Origin of the sequence: Brevundimonas sp., from assembly GCF_016463295.1 — a bacterium.
GTDB lineage: Bacteria > Pseudomonadota > Alphaproteobacteria > Caulobacterales > Caulobacteraceae > Brevundimonas.
In genome coordinates, this window is record NZ_JAEMRO010000056.1 from 1 (window position 1) to 13,861 (window position 13,861).

The 13,861-nt window shown below is 65.6% G+C and carries 9 protein-coding genes; 3 read left to right on the top strand and 6 right to left on the bottom strand.

Annotated elements, in window-relative coordinates; all coding sequences use genetic code 11:
* Positions 1-107 precede the first annotated feature (107 nt).
* Complete coding sequence (locus tag JHC81_RS10700; RefSeq protein WP_292174356.1) at positions 108-1,889, bottom strand: acyl-CoA dehydrogenase C-terminal domain-containing protein; 1,782 nt, start codon at positions 1,887-1,889, stop codon at positions 108-110.
* 3 nt (positions 1,890-1,892) lie between these two features.
* Positions 1,893-2,378: a MerR family DNA-binding transcriptional regulator gene (locus JHC81_RS10705; protein WP_292174359.1), complete on the bottom strand. Its 486-nt coding sequence runs from the start codon at positions 2,376-2,378 to the stop codon at positions 1,893-1,895.
* 70 nt (positions 2,379-2,448) lie between these two features.
* Here JHC81_RS10705 and JHC81_RS10710 point away from each other — a divergent pair, with 70 nt between their 5' ends.
* Entirely contained in the window at positions 2,449-2,616 is a 168-nt protein-coding gene (locus JHC81_RS10710) for a DUF2256 domain-containing protein (protein WP_292174362.1), read from the top strand.
* Here JHC81_RS10710 and JHC81_RS10715 read toward each other — a convergent pair.
* Positions 2,613-3,035, bottom strand: a complete 423-nt coding sequence (locus JHC81_RS10715) for a DoxX family protein (protein ID WP_292174365.1) — start codon at positions 3,033-3,035, stop codon at positions 2,613-2,615. The two genes, JHC81_RS10710 and JHC81_RS10715, sit on opposite strands and share 4 nt — an antisense overlap.
* A 176-nt stretch (positions 3,036-3,211) precedes the next feature.
* Positions 3,212-4,663 carry a protein adenylyltransferase SelO gene (locus JHC81_RS10720; protein ID WP_292174369.1) on the bottom strand — a complete coding sequence of 484 codons (1,452 nt, stop codon included), beginning with the start codon at positions 4,661-4,663 and terminating at the stop codon, positions 3,212-3,214.
* A gap of 191 nt (positions 4,664-4,854) precedes the next feature.
* Here JHC81_RS10720 and nhaA point away from each other — a divergent pair, with 191 nt between their 5' ends.
* Both nhaA and JHC81_RS10730 read left to right on the top strand, forming a co-directional pair.
* A complete protein-coding gene (gene nhaA, locus JHC81_RS10725; RefSeq protein ID WP_292174371.1) occupies positions 4,855-6,078 on the top strand; it encodes a Na+/H+ antiporter NhaA in 1,224 nt (407 codons plus the stop codon).
* A gap of 229 nt (positions 6,079-6,307) precedes the next feature.
* Complete coding sequence (locus tag JHC81_RS10730) at positions 6,308-8,986, top strand: TonB-dependent receptor (RefSeq protein WP_292174375.1); 2,679 nt, start codon at positions 6,308-6,310, stop codon at positions 8,984-8,986.
* 328 nt (positions 8,987-9,314) lie between these two features.
* Here the strand turns inward: JHC81_RS10730 and JHC81_RS10735 are convergent, their stop codons facing one another.
* Both JHC81_RS10735 and JHC81_RS10740 read right to left on the bottom strand, forming a co-directional pair.
* Positions 9,315-12,509, bottom strand: coding sequence for an efflux RND transporter permease subunit (locus tag JHC81_RS10735; RefSeq protein WP_292174379.1), 3,195 nt, complete (start codon positions 12,507-12,509; stop codon positions 9,315-9,317).
* Positions 12,510-12,512: 3 nt separating this feature from the next.
* Positions 12,513-13,625: an efflux RND transporter periplasmic adaptor subunit gene (locus JHC81_RS10740; RefSeq protein ID WP_292174381.1), complete on the bottom strand. Its 1,113-nt coding sequence runs from the start codon at positions 13,623-13,625 to the stop codon at positions 12,513-12,515.
* Positions 13,626-13,861: the final 236 nt, after the last annotated feature.

Genomic DNA, 13,861 nt, shown 5'->3' on the forward strand with positions numbered 1-13,861 from the left:
GGGCTGGGCGACGGGAGGGCGGCTGTGTGGCCGAGCCCTCCCCACCCGGTCGTCGCTACGCGGCGACCACCCTCCCCCGAGGGGGGAGGGAGAACTACTGTGCGGCTCTAAAACGCCTCCGCCGGAAGCGCCATCAGAACGTCTGCGCCGGTCTTCATCTTGGCCAGGTGGGCGTGGGCGTCGGGCAGGATGCGTTCGACGAAATAGCGGCCGGTGGCGATCTTGTTGGCGTAGAAGGGATCGTCGGAACCGGCGTCGATCTTGGCCTGCGCGGCCTTGGCCATCTGGGCCCAGAGGTAGGCCAGGGCGGTGATGCCGAACAGGTTCAGGTAATCGGTCGAGGCGGCACCGGCATTGTCGGGATTGGCCATGCCGTTCTGCATCAGCCACATCGTCGCTTCCTGCAGCTTCTTCTTGGCGTCGGCCAGACCTTCGATAAAGGGCTGGACGGGGCCTTCGCCGCCATTTTCAGCCACAAAGGCGTCGATGTCGGCGAACCAGCTCATGATGGCGCGGCCACCATTTGACGGCAGTTTGCGGCCCACCAGGTCCAGCGCCTGAATGCCGTTGGTGCCTTCGTAGATCATGGTGATCCGCGCATCACGCAGGTACTGCGACGCCTGGAAATGCTCGGTGTAGCCACTGCCGCCGTGGACCTGCATGGCCAGGCTGGCGACGTGGAAGCCCTTGTCGGTCAGATAGGCTTTCAGCACCGGGGTGATCAGGCCCATGTAGTCATGGGCCTTCTGCGCCTCGGCGGCGTCTTCGGAGCGTTGCAGGTCGGCCTGGAGGGCGGTCCACAGGATGAAGGCCTGGCCCCCTTCGACGAAGGCCTTGGCCTCCATCAGCATGCGACGCACGTCGGGGTGAACCAGGATGCTGTCGGCGGGCCCGTCGGGGTTCTTCGGCCCGGTCAGGCTGCGGCCCTGCAGGCGGTCCTTGGCGAACTCGACGGCGGCCTGATAGGCGGCGTCACCGATGGCCAGGCCTTGCAGGCCGGTGCCCAGGCGGGCCTCGTTCATGACCACGAACATGTTGTTCATGCCCCGGCCTTCCTCGCCGATCAGCCAGCCGGTGGCACCGTCGTACTGCATGACGGCGGTGGCGTTGCCGTGGATGCCCATCTTGTGCTCCAGGCCCGCGCACATCAGCGAGTTGCGCTCGCCCAGGCTGCCGTCGTCATTGACCATGACCTTGGGCACCAGGAACAGCGACAGGCCCTTGATCCCGGCGGGCGCACCTTCGACGCGGGCCAGGACGGTGTGGATGATGTTGTCGGTGAAGTCGTGCTCGCCGGCCGAGATCCAGATCTTCTGGCCGGTGATCTTGTAGGTGCCGTCGCCCTGTGGGACCGCCTTGGTCCGCACCATGCCCAGGTCCGTGCCGCATTGGGGCTCGGTCAGGTTCATCGTCCCGCCCCACTCGCCGGTGGCCATCTTGGGCAGGTATTTGGTCTTCAGCTCTTCCGAGGCATTGGCATGGATGCCGGCATAGGCCCCGGCGGTCAGGCCAGGATACATGGAGAAGGCGGCAGAGGCGGCGGCGGTGAACTGGCCGAAGGCCATCGACACCACGGCGGGCATGCCCTGTCCGCCATAGGCCGGATCGGCGGCCAGGGCGGGCCAGCCCGCCTCGACCATGGCCTTGTAGGCTTCCTTCCAGCCCTTCGGGCCCGTGACCACGCCATTGTCCCAATGGCAGCCTTCCTTGTCGCCCGAGTGGTTGATCGGGGCGATGACTTCCTCGGCGAATTTGGCCCCTTCTTCGAGAATCTGGCCGACCAGATCGGACGAGACGTCGGCAAAACCGGGCTGGTTGGCGTAGCGATCGATCTCCAGAACCTCGTTCAGGATGAAGGTCAGGTCGCGGACGGGGGCCTTGTAAGCCATGGGTCAGGCTCTCGCTTTGAAGGGGTGAAGGGTGTGGTCGGGGTTCATGCGCGCCTTCAGCAGGCTGGCATATTCTTCGGCGCCCGGCAGCAGGTCGGGGCGGTATTCGCCCAGCTTGCGCTCCATGACGGCGCAGGCTTCCTCGGCGGTTTCGATGGCGGCGTTCAGGTCTTCGCGCTGTTGCTTCAGGGCGGCGATCTGGGCGCGGTGGCGACGCAGGGCCACGGCCATCTGATGGGTGTTATGGTCGTCGTGATCGTACAGATCGAGCATCTGCTGGATCTCGACCAGGGAAAAACCGATGCGGCGGCCGCGCAGGATCAGCTTCAGCCGCGCCCGGTCGCGGGCGTCATAGACGCGGGTCTGACCCTTGCGCGCAGGGGTCAACAAGCCCTTGTCCTCGTAGAAGCGCAGGGCTCTCGCCGTCGCGCCGAACTCTCGGCACAACTGGCGGATGGAGTAGGTGCGATGATCGTCGGCGGTCGCCATGGCGAACGTCATAACTTGACGTGCACGTAAAGGGAAGCCTTGGCGCGCTGAGGATGGTAGGGATGCGACAATGGCCCGCAAACACGTCAACGATGCCGGTACCGCCAAGCGCGACCTGCCCAGCAAGGTATGCGCGGTCTGTGGCCTGCCGTTCAGCTGGCGGCGCAAGTGGGCGCGGGACTGGGATCAGGTGAAGGTGTGCTCTGACCGATGCCGCGCGGCGAAGCCGAAAGCCTAGCGGACCTCGCGACCCCGGAACCACAACACGGGCACGGTCATGGCGATCAGTATGGCGTTGGTCACCGCGGGCCCGACTTCCAGACCCAGGGCATGGACCGCCAGCATGATCGTCTCCAGCGCCAGCAGCCCGGCGGCGGCGGTCAGCATCAGCGGACGCCCGTGCTTCCAGGACACGACCGGGGCCAGCAGCAGGATCGCCAGAACGATCTCGGCCACGCCCAGACCGCGCACCATATTGGAGGGCACCAGCGCGGGCCAGTTCATCAACTGGACCAGATTGGCCATCGGCTCGGTCAGCTTGGCATAGCCGGCGGCGGCGAAGAACATCGCCAGCCAGCCCTGCAGCGTCCACAGGGTGAGGTTGCGATAACTCGCGAACAGGCGCGATCGGGCGGGGGTCAGAACCTGAGAGGTCATGTGATTATACGCCGGGGAGGGCGCTCGCTTCTTTATTGGTAACAGTCGCGATATCGGATTGAGCCCGCCGGTTCGCAAGGGTTTTATAGCCGCGCTTGTGCGATTTGTCATCAACAGATGACATCAGCTGATGACTTATTGTTTCTGGCGGCGGAAATGCCGCACGGAGACGGCGGTCAGAGGCGCGCCTGACGGGCCTGTTCGATCCGATCCAGCTTGGCATATAGGGCTGACCAGTCGTCGCGATCGGCGATGTCTGCCCAGATCGCCTCGACCTCTTCGATCAGCATCTCTTCCGGCTCGGGTCGGGCGAATGCAGGGTGTTCCAGACGTTCGGGGCGGTCCGGCGTGTGTTCGAACAGAGCAAAGCGGAAAGCGTCGAAGGCCTCGCCCTGATACAACTGGCCGCGCGGACCGCCGAGCGCCCGGGCCGATGACGCGAAGCCGGTGAACCAGTCGTGGAACAGCGGCTCCCAGCGCAGGGCCTCGCCGCCTTCCTTGAGCAGGGCCAGGGTCGCATCCAGTAGTCGTTGATCCGCGGCCTCGCCCAGGCTGAGGACGCCCAGTCTTTCCAAGAAAGCCGCGCGCAGTTCGCGGATATAGGCGGGGCCAAAGCCGTTCAGGGCATCTGTCAGCGGCTCGGCCTCGGCTACCAGTTTTAACGCGCCGCCCAACTGGGTCAGGGCCCAGAAGACGGCCTCCGGCTGGCGGGCGAAGGCATAGAGGCCGGTCTGGTCGAAATAGGCGGCGGTGAAGTCGGGCTGATACGACGGCAGGAAACGCCAGGGGCCGTAGTCGAAGCTCTCGCCCGTGACGTTCAGATTGTCGGTGTTCAGCACGCCGTGGACGAAGCCCGCCGCGACCCACCGCGCCGCCAGCCGGGCCGAAGCCTGGACGACGGAGGCATAGAAGACCGGCGTGTCTCCCGCCGTGACGCCGGGGTGGTAGAGGCCACGTGCATGCTGGACCAGGGTCTCGATCATGTCCGGCCGGTTCAGATAGGCCGCGCGCTGAAAGGTGCCGAACCGGATGTGACTGTGCGACAGCCGCACGAGGACGGCAGACCGGGTCGGTGACGGTTCGTCGCCACGCTCCAATGCCTCACCGGTTTCGATCAGCGACAGGGCCCGGCTGGTCGGCACACCCTGCGCCTCCAGCATGGCGGCGGCCAGCACTTCGCGCACGCCGCCTTTGAGCGTCAGCCGTCCGTCGCCACCGCGTGACCAGGGGGTGGTGCCGGAGCCCTTGGTGCCCAGGTCGAGCAGTCTCTGTCTTGGGGCGCTATCGCTCGCGACGCCGTCGCTCTCTGCTTGAACGCGGGGTGTCTCGCGCATCTGGGCCGCGAGGAATCCTCGGCCGTCGCCGAGGTCGGGATTGTAGTGCCTGAACTGGTGCCCGTGATAGCGCATCGCGATCGGCTCGGGCTGACCGGGAAGGGGCTCGAACCGTCCGAAATGCGCGATCCACTCGGCGTCGGAGAGGGTATCCAGCCCGACCGTGCCTGCGGCACGGTCGTTCCGGATGCGCAGGCGGGTCTGCGAAAAATCGGCGGCCTGAACCGGATCGCCGAACTCGGGCCCCAATGCTGCGAACTGCGGATCGGGGCGATAGGCGGGCGAAACGGGCATCGGCCGCAGATGCGACCTGCAAGGGTCATGCGCAACCACCCAGCCGGTTGATCGTATGGTGCGGTGCGTTAAGGTAACGGCAGACATCAGGTCGGGCTTGTCCCGGCCAGGCCGGCGCCGATGCGCGAACCCGGTCCGGCACCCGTCGATAACCCGGTGCCACGTACAGACCTTTTCCATTGGAGGCCGACGTGGCGCGCAGGATCACGATCAATACACTCAACTTCCTCAAGACCGAGGCGGCGTCGGGCCTTGTGCTTGGGCTGGCGGCTGTCGCGGCCCTGATCGTGGCCAACTCGCCTTTGGCCTACGGATACTTCTACTGGCTGAAGAGCGAGCATGTCCTGCAGGTCGGGCCGCTGATGCTCGAACTGACCATTTCCGACTGGATCAAGGAAGGTCTGATGGCGATCTTCTTCTTGGTCGTGGGGCTGGAGATCAAATACGAGATACTGAAGGGCGAGCTAAGCGATCCGCGCAAGCTGGCGACGCCGGTCCTGGCGGCCATCGGCGGCATGCTGGCTCCGGCCGGGGTCTATCTTCTGGTGTCCGGACTGGCGGCAGGTCCGCATGAAGGCTGGCCCATCCCGCTGGCCACCGATATCGCCTTTGCGTTGGCGGTATTCGCCGTCGCTGCCAAGAAGCTTCCCTCGTCGCTGCGGGTGTTCCTGCTGACCCTGGCCATCGTCGATGACCTGGGGGCGATCGCCCTGATCGCCGTGCTGTTCTCGTCCGGTATCGAATGGGTGCCGCTGGCCGGCGTTGCGGCCTTGTTGGCAGCAGGGGCGATAGGGGCGCGTATGGTTCGGGTCCCGGCCCCCTTCTGGGTGCTGGGCTTTGCGGTGGTCTGGTATCTGACGGTGCTGGCCGGTCTGTCGACGTCACTGACGGCCGTCGCCTTCGCCCTGATCGTGCCGGTCGAGCCGCGCAAATGCGACAACCAGAGCCCTCTGAAGGAGGCGATGCACGATTTGCACCCCTATGTCGCCTTCCTGGTCCTGCCGCTGTTCGCCTTCGCCAAGGCGGGCGTCAGCTTCGCCGGCCTGTCGCTGGATCAGGCGATGGCTCCCCTAGTGATCGGAATTGCGCTGGGCCTATTCGTCGGCAAGCAGATCGGCGTATTCGGCATGGCGTGGCTGGCCTCGGCGCTGAAGCTGGGAGCCAAGCCGACCAACTCGACCTGGCTGGAGGTCTATGGTGTCAGCCTGCTCTGCGGGGTCGGCTTCACCATGAGCCTGTTCATTGGCGTTCTGGCCTTTCCTGGCGCGATCGATTCGGTTGAGCAGGTCGAGGTCAAGCTGGGCGTTCTCGGCGGCTCCTGCCTGTCCGCCGTGGCTGGCGCGATCGTGCTCGCCATCGCGGGCGCGCGACGCAAGAAATTGGCCGCAGCCCACACGGATGCTGACGCCAGTTAGGCGAATATTGACCTAAGGTCATCGTTTTCTGTCGCTTTTGCGTCACAGTTTGGCGACGCACGCGGTTGAAATGTGTCGTGATGATGTGCGGCTGCTTGTCGCTGACTCGGGATAGGCTTACCCAAAAGGTTGGACTTTCCGCGTTCCATCAGAAGAGCGCGGTCCAGGGATCAGGAAACGCCGCGGCGACCGCTGAATGCGGGGCCCGGCATAATGTCGGGGAAGCCATATGCGCCTTACCAATCTGCTTCGTTCCACAGCCTCCGTCGCCGTCGTCGGTGCCGTGGCCTTCGGTTTCGCCGGTGTGGCTTCTGCCCAGTCGGTCGAGCAGGACGGCCCGGCCACCATCGACGACATCATCGTCACCGCCCAGAAGCGGGAGCAGAATCTTCAGGACGTGCCGATCGTGGTTACCAGCCTGTCGGCCGAGACGCTGAACGATGCGGGTGTGCGCGACATCAAGGACCTGCAGATCCTGACGCCGGGCCTGACCGTGACCTCGACCTCGTCGGAAGCGTCGACCACCGCCCGTATCCGCGGCGTTGGCACCGTGGGTGACAACCCGGGCCTGGAAAGCTCCGTTGGCGTGGTCATCGACGGCGTCTATCGCTCGCGCAACTCTGTCGGCTTCGGCGATCTGGGCGAGCTGAGCCGCATCGAGGTTCTGAAGGGCCCGCAAGGCACCCTGTTCGGCAAGAACACCTCGGCCGGCGTCATCAACATCATCACCGAAGCGCCGTCCTTCACGCCCGGCTTCAATGCCGAAGGCACGGTCGGCAACTACGGCACCATGGGTGTGTCGGGTTCGGTCACCGGCCCCATCAGCGACACCCTAGCCTTCCGCCTGTACGGCGCCCGTCGCGTCCGTGACGGCTTTTACAATGTCGATATCGGCGACGGTCCCCGCGCCAACCGGGACGACCAGAACCAGGACTTCGGGGCCGTCCGCGGTCAGCTGCTGTGGCTGCCGAACGACAACACCTCCTTCCGCTTGATCGCCGACTACACCTCGCGCGACGAATATTGCTGCACCGGCGTGCAGATCCGGTCCGGCCCCACCCAAGCCTTCATCGATTCGCTTTCGGTCGGGTCCGGCGCGCGTCCGCCCGCAGCGGGCTTCGCGCCCCTGCCGTTCTCGCGCACCGCCTTCGCCAACCGCGAATCCGGCCAGGAAGTGAATGACAAGGGTGTCTCGCTGGAAGCCAACTTCGACATGCCGTCGATGTTCGGTGGTGCGACCCTGACCTCCGTCACCTCGTGGCGTGACTGGTCGACCGAACTGGGTCAGGACATCGACTACACCGGTGCCGACATCGCCTATCGCGTCCAGGACGAGGACAATGGCTATGCTGTCGAAAACTTGACCCAGGAATTCCGCCTGGCGGGTCAGACCGACCGTTTCGACTGGCTGGTGGGTCTGTTCGCGACCAAGGAAGACATCACGCGCGACGACAGCTGGTACTTCGGTGCCGACTACACGCCGTACATCTCCCTGCTGCTGACCGCGAACCTTAACGCTCAGACGCAAGCCGTACCCGGGCCGCCGAACGGCCCTGGCCCAATCCCGATCAATCCAGGCCGCGTCGGGTGCTTCACGTCGGCAGGACAAACGGCCGCTGGCCTGGGCGGTTGCCTCTATGGCGCCGTCGCTCCGAGCGGCCCCGGCTTCACTCTCGGCCAAGGGTACCGCGACACCTACGATCAGGAATCGACCTCTATCGCCCTGTTCACCAACAATACCTGGCGTGTCACGGACCAGCTCGAACTGACCCTGGGCCTTCGCTACACGATGGACGACAAGTCCCTCGATGCGCTGCAACAGAACATCAATGGCAACGGCAACACCTGCAGCGCTGCGCAAGGCAACGCCGGAGCCATCGGCCAGGCGCTGCTGCCGACCGGCACACCGGCTCAGCAGGCCGCAGCCGCCGGCGGAATTCTGGGGGTCTTCTGCCTGCCCTTCACCAACAGCGCCTTCAACAACCGCCCGATCGCCGAAAGCACGGACGACAGCGAGCTGACCGGCACCTTCAAGGCGGCCTACCGCCTGAACGACTCGGTCATGTTCTATGGCTCGTACGCGCGCGGCTACAAGAGCTTTGGCTACAACCTGGACCGCGTGCATCGCACCGGCACCATCACGCCCGTATCGACGCTGTTCTTCCCATCCGAGTACGTGGACAGCTACGAACTCGGCGCCAAGATGACGCTGCTGGACCGCACCCTGCTGCTGAATGTCACCTATTTCGATCAGACATTCGAAAACTTCCAGCTGAACACCTTCAACGGCGTGGGCTTCACGGTCGAGCCGATCCCGGAACTGACCTCGCGCGGCATCGACGCCGACATGGTCTGGTTCACCCCGGTCGAAGGCCTGAGTTTCCAGGGCGGTCTGACCTATACGGATGCCGAGTACGGTGTGTTCACGGCTGCCGATCTAGTGGACCCGAACAACTTCCCGGCCGCCTCGCTGCTGCCCGGCTCGCGCCCGTCGTTCGCGCCGGAGTATTCGGCCTCGCTGTCGGTCAACTTCGAACGCAATCTGGGTAATGGGCTGCGTGGCGGGTTCAGCCTGGCCGGCAAGTACATGTCGGAATACAACACTGGTTCCGACCTCTCGCCGTTCAAGCTTCAGGACGCCTTCACCACCGTCAACGGTCGCATCACCCTCGGCAGCGAGGACGAGCGTTGGACGGTGGAGTTCTGGGCGCAGAACCTGACCGACGAAGAGTATCTGCAGGTCGGTTACAACGGCCCCCTGCAAGGCACCGCCTTCCAGACGACGGTGCAGGGCGCGGGAACCAGCAACCCTGGCACCTTCTACAACCAGGCTCGCGACACCCAGACCTACAACGCCTTCCTGGGTGCCCCGCGCACCTATGGCGCGACCCTGCGCTTCAAATACTGATCACGGCCTCCGCGGAGGTTTCGAAAAAGAGCCGGTCGGGGGAAACCCCGGCCGGCTTTTTCGTGCGGTGGAGTTGAACGGTAAATCGCTGCTCGTAGGTCATGCGGCCGGCGCGGCTGAAGGCCCCGCGCGCCTTGCGTGGCGACCACGGTCGTCCAGATCACACCAATGACCGTCAGGCGGCCCGCATCGACAGGCGTGCAGCTTTCGATCGCGGCATCGGTAAGGCCTGCACCAGCCGCGGCCGGTCAGCGCAAGCCAGACGGATCGGCCAGGGCAGGTAGCCGCAAGCCGTACCCGGTGCGGCCCCTCAAGATCACCGCCAGGCCTATTCGGCCGGAACGTCTTTAGGCGGTTCGCCATGCTGATGATGGAACATGCGGCCTAGTCGCCCGCCCACGCGCGTCTTGGCACCGTCGATCAGGCTGAAGGCCGCCGGAACGAAGATCAGCGACAGAGCCGTGGAGGTGATCAGCCCGCCGATGACCGCGATGGCCATAGGCGATCTGAACTCCGTCCCTTCGCCGATGGCCAGGGCGATAGGCAGCATGCCCAGACCCATGGCAAGGGTCGTCATGATGATCGGCTGGGCCCGCTTGTGCGCCGCGTCCACGATGGCGTCATAGCGGTTCAGCCCCCGCTCCATGGCGATGATCGCATAATCGACCAGCAGGATGGAGTTCTTGGCCGCGATCCCGGTCAGCATGATGATGCCGATCAGGGCTGGCATCGACAGCGCCTTGCCGGTCACCAGCAGCAGGAAGAAGGCCCCGCCGAACGACACCGGCAATGCGGTCAGGATGGTGATCGGGTGGAAGAAGCTCTTGAACAGCAGAACCAGCACCAGATACATCAAGAGGATGCCCGTCACGATGGCGAAGATGAAGCCCGACGCCGTCTCCTGAAGGTTTTCCAGCTCTCCCGACACCGCCTGGCTGACCCCATTGGGCAGGGCCTTCATGGCGGGCAGGGCATTCACCCGTTCCGAGGCCTGACCCAAGGTGATGCCGTTCAGCTCCGCCGTCAGGGTCGCCACGCGCAGGCGATCCAGACGGGTCAACTGGTTTGGGCCGGCTCCGAAGCTGATATCCGCCACGGATGACAGGGGCACCGCTGCGCCGGACGCGGTCGGCACCTGCAGGTTCTCGATGATGCCCAGGTCGGCACGCGAATCCTCTGTCAGCATGACCCGGATGGGCACCTGACGGTCGCCCAGATTGAATTTGGGCAGCAGCTGATCGGCATCGCCCAAGGTCGCGACCCGCGCGACGGAACTGATATCCGAGGCCGTGACGCCCTGCTGGGCGATGTCGGGTTTGGGCGTGATCAGGATTTCCGGACGCACCAGGGCGGCCGAAGAGATCACGTTGGACAGGCCGGGAATGTCGCGCATCTGACGCTCGACCGCCGCCGCCGCATCCTCCAGCACGGCCCCGTCGTCACCGACCAGAGAGATGGACACCTGACCGCCCCCGCCGCCCTCGACGCCGAACTGGACGCGGGCACCGGGGATCTGGCGCAGGATCGGCCCCATTTCCTGTTCGAAGGCCTGCTGGCGAATGTCGCGCTCGTTCTTCTTGACCAGATTGATGGTCATGCTGGCGCGGCGAACCTCGCCCGCGCTTGAGCCGCCGCCCGGGCCGAAGCTGGTGGTCGCCGAGCCGATGGAGGCATAGACCGACTTGACCTCGGGCCGTTCCGTCAGGGCCGCCGTGGCGCGCTGCACCACCGCATCGGTCTCGGCCAGGGTCGCGCCGGGCGGAAGTTGCACGCTGACGCTGGAGCGCGAGACGTCCTCGACTGGAATGAACTCGAACGGCAGGCGCGAGGCCAGGAAGATCGAGAAGATGAAGAACAGCGTCCCCAGACCCATGACCCACAGACGATGGTCAAAGAGCCGCCACAGGATATGCCGCCGGAAGAAGCCGCCTCGCCGCTGGGCGCGATCCGCCTTCAGCTGGGGCGAGCCGGAATGGCCCAGCCCCCAACGCAGCAGCCGCAGATAGGCGGTCATCCAGGCGGGGTCGCGGTGTTCCTTGCCCTGGTTCGCCTTCAGCATATAGGCGCTCATCAGGGGGGTCAGGGTCCGCGCGACGACCAGCGAGAAGAAGACGCTGACGCAGGTCGCGATGGCGAAGCTCTTGAAAAACTGACCCACGACTCCCGGCATGAAGCCGGTCGGCGCGAAGACGGCGATCAGGGTCGCGGTCGTCGCGATAACGGCCAGGCCGATCTCGTCCGCCGCCTCGATGGCCGCCGGATAGGGGGGCTTGCCGTCGCGTATGTGCCGGACGATGTTCTCGATCTCGACGATGGCGTCATCCACCAGGATGCCGATGGTCAGCGACAGCGCCAGCAGGGTCACGACGTTCAGCGACTGACCCGTCAGGTCCATGATCAGGAAGGTCGGGATCAGCGACAGGGGCATGGCCACGGCCGCGATGAAGGTCGCGCGCCAGTCCCTGAGGAAGATCAGCACGACCAGCACCGCCAGGCCCGCGCCCAGCACCAGAGCCTCGACCGAGGCGTGGAAGTTGTTGATCACATCCTGGGTGGTGTTGGTGACCTGGGCGATGGTGACGTCCGGCAGTTCGTCGTCCAGCTTTTCGATCTCGGCCTTGGTGGCTTCGTAGACGTCGAGCTCGGACGAGCCCTTGGAGCGGCTGACGGAGAAGCCGACGACTTCCTCGCCATTGAACCGGGCACGGCCGCGCGCCTCTGACCATTCGTCGCTGATCTCGCCCAGGTCGCCCAGCCGGACGGACCGGCCCGCGACCGGGATCAGGGTCTCGCGCAGGGCCTCGACCGACGGGGCCGAGCCGAGCGTGCGGATCGCCTGTTCGGTGCCACCGACCTCGCCCCGCCCGCCGGGCAGGTTGATGTTGCTGGCCCGCAGCTGGTTCGAAACGGCCGCTGCGCTGACGCCTTGGGCGGCCAGTTTCTCGGGGTCCAGCTTGATGCGGATTTCGCGGGCGACCCCGCCGTCGCGGCTGACCTGGCTGACGCCTTCGATCGACAGCATGCGTTTGGCGACAGTGTTGTCGACGAACCAGCTCAGCTCCTCCGGGTTCATGCCCGGCGCGCGCACCACATAGGTGGCGATCGGCAGCTGGGTGAACTCGATGCGCTGGACGATCGGTTCCTGAACGTCGGCGGGCAGGTTCTGGCGGATGCCGGCAATGGCGTTACGAACGTCGTTGGTCGCCTTCTCCAGATCGACACCCAGGTTGAAGGTGATGGAGGTCGTCGAAACGGAATCGCTGATGGTCGAGTTGATGTCGTCGACCTCGCCCAGGCCGGCGACGGCGTCCTCGACCAGGCGGGTGACCTGGGTTTCCAGTTCGGTGGGAGCGGCTCCGGACTGGACCACCGACACGGCCACGACGGGCAGGTCGACGTTGGGGAAGTTGTTGGTCGGCAGCCTGAAATAGCTGAGCGTGCCCGCCACCGTCAGGACGATGAACAGCAGCACGATCGGAATCGGGTTCCGGATCGACCAGGACGAGATGTTGTTGAAGTTCACGACCTAGTCCGCCTTCTTGGGCGCGGCAGCCTGAACCGGACGGGCCGGGGTCGGGGGCGCAATCCGCACCAGATCGCCTTCGCCTAGGAAGCCTGCGCCATCGACCACGACGCGCTGGCCAGCTTGAAGGCCTGACGTGACCTCGACCGCCTGCCCGACACGGGCCCCGGTCTGGATGGGCACGAAGCGCACGGCCTCATTGGTGCCGATCACATAGGTGCCGGGCTTGCCTTCGCGATACACGATGGCGGCGGACGGAATGCTGAGCCCGGGGGCGGCACCCACGTCGATGGTGGCGCGGGCATACATGCCGGGCCGCAGCGATCCGCCGGGAGCCAGGGCGATGCGGGCGACCCCCAGCCGGGTCTGCGGATCAACTTCCGGCGTCACGATGCGCACTGTCCCGGTCGTGCGGCCGGACTGATCCCCGACGATGGTGGCCGGGGCACCGGGGCGGACCAGCAGAAGTTCGGCCTCGGGCACGCGCGCATCCAGTTCCAGACGCCCGTCGCGGACGATGCGAAACAGCTCGGTTCCCGCCCCGATGATCTGGCCGCGCGTCACGCTACGGCTGGCGATCAGACCCGACACCGGGGCCCGCACCGTCGCCTGACCCAGCCGGGTGCGGATCTCTGACAGAGCCGCCTGGGCGGCCGCCAGACTGGCGGAGGACGAGCGTTGGTTGGCCAGGGCCGTATCCAGCGACGCCTGGCTGAGGAAGCCGCGTTCCTTCAGCTCCTGCGCGCGGGCCAGGGCCGCATCGTCGCGCGCCAGATTGGCCTGGGCCGTCTGCACCTGAGCCTGAGCCTGCCGGACCTGGGCCCGCAGCAGGTCGTCGTTCATCTGCACCAGCACCTGGCCCTGGCGCACATAGCTGCCTTCGTCGACCAGCACGGCCGTGGCGGTCAGGCCCCCGGCCTCGGCCCCGACGGGGACCTCCTCCCAGGCCGAGACGCTGCCGGAGGCGTCGACCTGACGCGGCAGGGAGGTCTGGGTCACCGTGGCGGCCGTCACCGTCTGTCGGGATTTTGGGGCCTCGGCCTTTTCCTCGCCGCCGCTGCAGGCGACGACGGCAAAGGCCGCTCCGACCATCATCAGGCTGCGAAAAGCGGTCATGGTCTGCGCCATGTCGTGTCCTTTGGTGCGATGCTCGGCGGGAGGAGACGCCGCGCTGTAGGCAGGGCGCAATGCCCGACCGTGTTGTCATCAACGGTTGATTAGCTTGTGGCTTTGCCGTGCGGAAGCGGTTTCCCGTCGATTACCACAATGTAATGCGCCACCGTGACAGATCATCTGGCCCGTGCATGCGGCGTCGAAATGTTCTAGACGCGCCCCAGCATGACGACACCTCC